The sequence below is a fragment of the Actinomycetota bacterium genome (assembly GCA_036280995.1).
Lineage (GTDB): Bacteria > Actinomycetota > CALGFH01 > CALGFH01 > CALGFH01 > CALGFH01.
This window is the reverse complement of record DASUPQ010000046.1, coordinates 1-3,970: the sequence shown is the minus strand read 5'-3', so window position 1 is coordinate 3,970 and position 3,970 is coordinate 1. Positions and strand designations below refer to the sequence as shown.

6 protein-coding genes and 1 pseudogene are annotated in these 3,970 nt (G+C 76.5%); 5 read left to right on the top strand and 2 right to left on the bottom strand.

The features are described from left to right. The 5 genes and pseudogenes from VF468_01170 to VF468_01150 form a co-directional block, all read left to right on the top strand. The coding region (locus tag VF468_01170; protein ID HEX5876933.1) for a hypothetical protein at positions 1–638 on the top strand (638 nt) is incomplete at its 5' end. 360 nt (positions 639–998) lie between these two features. Beyond that, positions 999–1,163, top strand: coding sequence for a hypothetical protein (locus VF468_01165; GenBank protein HEX5876932.1), 165 nt, complete (start codon positions 999–1,001; stop codon positions 1,161–1,163). Between the two features lie 32 nt (positions 1,164–1,195). Beyond that, positions 1,196–2,187, top strand: a pseudogene (locus VF468_01160) (SDR family oxidoreductase). A gap of 130 nt (positions 2,188–2,317) precedes the next feature. Continuing rightward, positions 2,318–2,902 carry a hypothetical protein gene (locus VF468_01155; GenBank protein ID HEX5876931.1) on the top strand — a complete coding sequence of 195 codons (585 nt, stop codon included), beginning with the start codon at positions 2,318–2,320 and terminating at the stop codon, positions 2,900–2,902. A gap of 49 nt (positions 2,903–2,951) precedes the next feature. Beyond that, entirely contained in the window at positions 2,952–3,362 is a 411-nt protein-coding gene (locus VF468_01150) for a hypothetical protein (GenBank protein ID HEX5876930.1), read from the top strand. A gap of 3 nt (positions 3,363–3,365) precedes the next feature. On the opposite strand, the gene VF468_01145 is transcribed toward VF468_01150, so the two are convergent. Then, positions 3,366–3,719, bottom strand: coding sequence for a hypothetical protein (locus VF468_01145; protein ID HEX5876929.1), 354 nt, complete (start codon positions 3,717–3,719; stop codon positions 3,366–3,368). 2 nt (positions 3,720–3,721) lie between these two features. Beyond that, a partial coding sequence (locus tag VF468_01140) for a hypothetical protein (GenBank protein ID HEX5876928.1) occupies positions 3,722–3,970 on the bottom strand: 249 nt, incomplete at its 5' end.

The window sequence follows — 3,970 nt, the reverse complement described above, 5'->3', positions numbered from 1 at the left end:
TGACGACGGTGGAGGGCAGCCGCGCCGCCGTCGACGTCCTGGCCCAGCTGGCCGGGCAGGGCAAGCGGGCCATGGTGGTGGAGGACGGCCGCCTGGTCGGCGTGGTCTCCGGCACCGACGTGATCCGCGAGCGGGCGCTCGCCCAGGCGCGCGGGCTGGCCGGCCAGGAGCGGCCCCGCGGTCCGGGGCTGGCCGTCTGGGTGGTGCTGGCGCTGGTGCTGCTGGTCGCCGGGGCCGCCCTGTACCGGCCGCCGTTCGTGGTCGTCGCTCCCGGGGGGACGGCCGACGTCAGCGGCGACGTGACCATCTCCGGCACCTCGGTCGACCAGGTCAACGGCCGCTACCTGCTCACCAGCGTGCGCCTGCGGCAGTCCAACGGGCTGGGCACGCTGCTGGCGGCGCTGCGCCCCGACCGCGAGGTCGTCCGGGCGGGAGCGGTGATCCCGCGCGGGGTCGACCCCGAGGAGTACCTCGACGCCCAGCGGGCGGCGTTCACCGAGAGCCGGCGCCTGGCCGCTGCCGCAGCGGCCAGGGCGGCGGGCTCCCGGTCACCGTCCGGGGCAGCGGGGTGCGGGTCATCCAGATCCTGCCCGACGGGCCCGCGGCCAGGCGGCTGCGGGCGGGTGACGCTGTCGTGACCGTCGACGGCCAGCCGGTCGCCGACACCGGCGACCTGCGCGAGCTGCTCCAGGCCAACCCGGCCGGGACGCTGGTGCGGCTGACGGTGGAGCGCGACGGCAGGCGCGAGACCATCGGCCTGGAGACGCGGCAGCTGCCCGCCCTCGCGGGCGGCGCGGCATCGGCGTCCAGGTCGAGACCCGCGACCTGCAGGTGGACCTCCCCTTCCAGGTGCGGTTCAGCGAGCGGCCGGACGTGGCCGGCCCCTCGGCCGGGCTGGCCTACGCGCTGGCCATCGCCGACCTGCTCGACCAGGGCGACTACGCCCGCGGCCGGACGGTCGCGGCCACCGGCACCATCAGGTCGACGGTGACGTCGGCGTGGTCGGCGGGGTCGAGCAGAAGGCGCTGGCCGCCGAGCGGGACGGCGCCGACCTGTTCCTGGTGCCCAGCGCCGAGGTCGAGGCGGCCCGCGGCGCCGACCTGCGCGTGCAGGGGGTCGGCCGCCTGGAGCAGGCCCTGGCCCTGCTGTCCACCGCGGCCTGAGCCGCGCCGTTCCCACCGTGAAAGGAGCGCACATAACCAGCACGACGCCAGTCACCGTGATCACCGGGGCCAGCGCCGGAGTGGGCCGGGCCGTCACCCGCGAGTTCGCCCGGCAGGGCGCCCGGCTGGGGCTGCTGGCCCGTGGCCGGGCCGGCCTGGAGGCCGCCCGGGCCGACGCCGAGCTGCTCGGGGCCTCCCAGGTCGCCACCGTAGCCGCCGACGTCGCCGACGCCGCCCAGGTGGAGGCGGCCGCGGCCATGCTGGAGGCCGAGCTGGGCCCGCCCGACGTGTGGGTCAACAACGCCATGACCTCGGCGTTCGCGCCCGCCTGGGAGATCACGGCCGAGGAGTACCGGCGGATGGCCGAGGTGATCTACCTCGGCTACGTGCACGGCACCCTGGCCGCGCTGGCCCGCATGCGGCCCCGCGACCGCGGCACCATCGTCCAGGTCGGCTCGGCGCTGGCCTACCGCGGGATCCGCTGCAGGCCCCTACTGCGCCGCCAAGCACGCCATCCAGGGCTTCGACGACTCGCTCCGCGCCGACCTGCACCACGCCGGCAGCCGTGTCCGGGTGAGCACGGTGCATCTGCCGGCTCTCAACACCACCCAGTTCACCTGGGTGCGGACCCGGCTGCCTCGCCACCCCCAGCCGGTCCCGCCCATCTACCAGCCCGAGGTGGCGGCCAGGGCGATCGCCTGGGCGGCCCAGCATGGCCGCGGGAGCTGCATGTCGGCGCCCGACGGCGTTGACCAGGCTGGCCAACAAGCTCGCTCCGGGCCTGCTCGACCGCTACCTGGGCGCGACCGGGGTCGACAGCCAGCAGACCGACGAGCCGGTCGACCTCGACGCCTGGGGGGACAACCTCGACCGGTCACTGGACGACCGGGACGACGCCGGCGCCCACGGGCCGTTCCACCGCCGGGCCCGGCGCCACAGCCCGCAGCTCTGGGCGGCCACCCACCGGCCGCAGCTGGCGGCCGGGCTGGCCGGGGTCATGGCCCGCCGGGCGGCCGCCCGGTAGCCGCCGGCCGCGTTGGCGACAGACACCCGGCGAACGTGTTGCGGTTCGCCGACGGCCCGCGGCCACGGCCGGGGCCGCGGGCACCCTCCCGGGACCTGAGTTCGATCGATGCCCGACGACGGAGGTTCCGATGGCTGCACCGCAGATGCCACGGGCCGGCCCCGGGCTGGCCGAAGCCGACCGGGACCGGCCCAACTGGGTGCTGGCGTCCCTGCTGGCCGGCATCGCCATGGCCGGGCTGCTGATGCTGGTCGCCACCCTGCTGCGCAAGGGGTTCCTCACCCCCCTGTACCTGGTCGCCGCCCCCTTCACCGGCCCCGACGAGGCCGCCACCTCGATGGCGGCGGCCGACGCCGGCGACCCGCTGTTCTACGCCCCCGGCGCGGTCACCCTCGGCGCCCTGGTCCACCTGACCTGCTCGCTGCTGTTCGGCGCCGTGTTCGCATCGCTGGTCCCCCGGATCCGGGTGGCCGGCTCCGGGGTGGTGGCCGCCGGGGTGCTGTATGCCCTGGCCGTGATGCTGGTCATGAGCTTCGCCGTCCTGCCCCTGGTGGCCGAGGTGCTCAGCGGGGGCGCGGTGGTCGCCGACATGGCGACCCACCTCGGCTGGGCCACCTGGATCGTCGCCCACGTCGTCTACGGCCTGGTGCTCGGCCGGCTCTCGATGCCGCGGACCGGCCACGTGGTCGTGGAGCGCGACCGGCTGGTCACCTGAGCGGCCCTCCTCCCACCCGTTTGCCCACACCCTCATGGAGGCACATCCGATGGCCATCAGCCCGCTCGACCTCGACCATGCCCTCGCCGTCTGGACCGAGGGCCACACCCAGGCCAGCCAGCGGCTCGGCCAGCTCGCCCGGCGAGTGGCCGCCGTCTGGTCGGCCAGCACCGGCCTTGACCTCCAGCCGGCCGCGGCCGTGGTCGACGGCCGCCGGGTCGAGCTGGTGCTCGAGGAGCGCTGGGGTGCCGACGGGGCCGGGCACCGGACCGAGGAGCTGCTCGGCCTCCGGCTCGACCGGCCGTTCGGGCGGCCCCCCCGGCACCTGCGGCCCCAGCTGGCCGCCACCGTCGAGCAGCTGCTGGGCCGCTCCCTGGCCGGGGTGAAGGCGGCGGCCAGGGGGACCAACCGGGTCACGGTGGAGCTGGCGCTGGGCGGCGCCGCCCGCCGCCTGGCCTGACCGTCAGTCCGGCGCGCCCGGCCCGGGGCCAGCCAGGGTGCGCCAGCCGCCGAACCGCCCGGGATCCGGACGCCCGTAGCGGGCCAGCGCCAGCACCAGCAACCCAGCCGTGATGCTGCTGGCCTTGGCCGGGACGGGCGCGACCAGCAGCCAGGGGCCGACCAGCAGCCACACCGCCGGGACCAGGTTGAGCCAGCGCAGCCCGCGGGTGATCGCGGAGGCGGCCACGAACCCGATCGCGGCCACCGTCGGCCCCACGATCTGGTCGTTGGCCGCGGCCGCGCCGCCGTAGCCGAGCACGGCCGGCGCGGCCATCAGCCAGATCCCGACGGCGGTCACGCCAAGCTGGGACCACATGGTCAGCTCCTGCCCGCCTCGGGGGCCAGCTCGCCGGCCGGATCCAGGCCCCAGAAGGCCCGCCACACCGACCCCCCGGCCCGCCGCACCCGCGCCAGCGCCTGCAGGCTGGCCAGGACCTCGTCCATGACCGGGCCGATCGTGGCCAGCGACACCACCGTCGAGGCCAGGCAGAGGGTGCAGAAGGCGTCGTAGAGGACCGGCTGGGCGATGACCAGGAGCACACTGACCGCGCCCAGCGGCCCGACGGC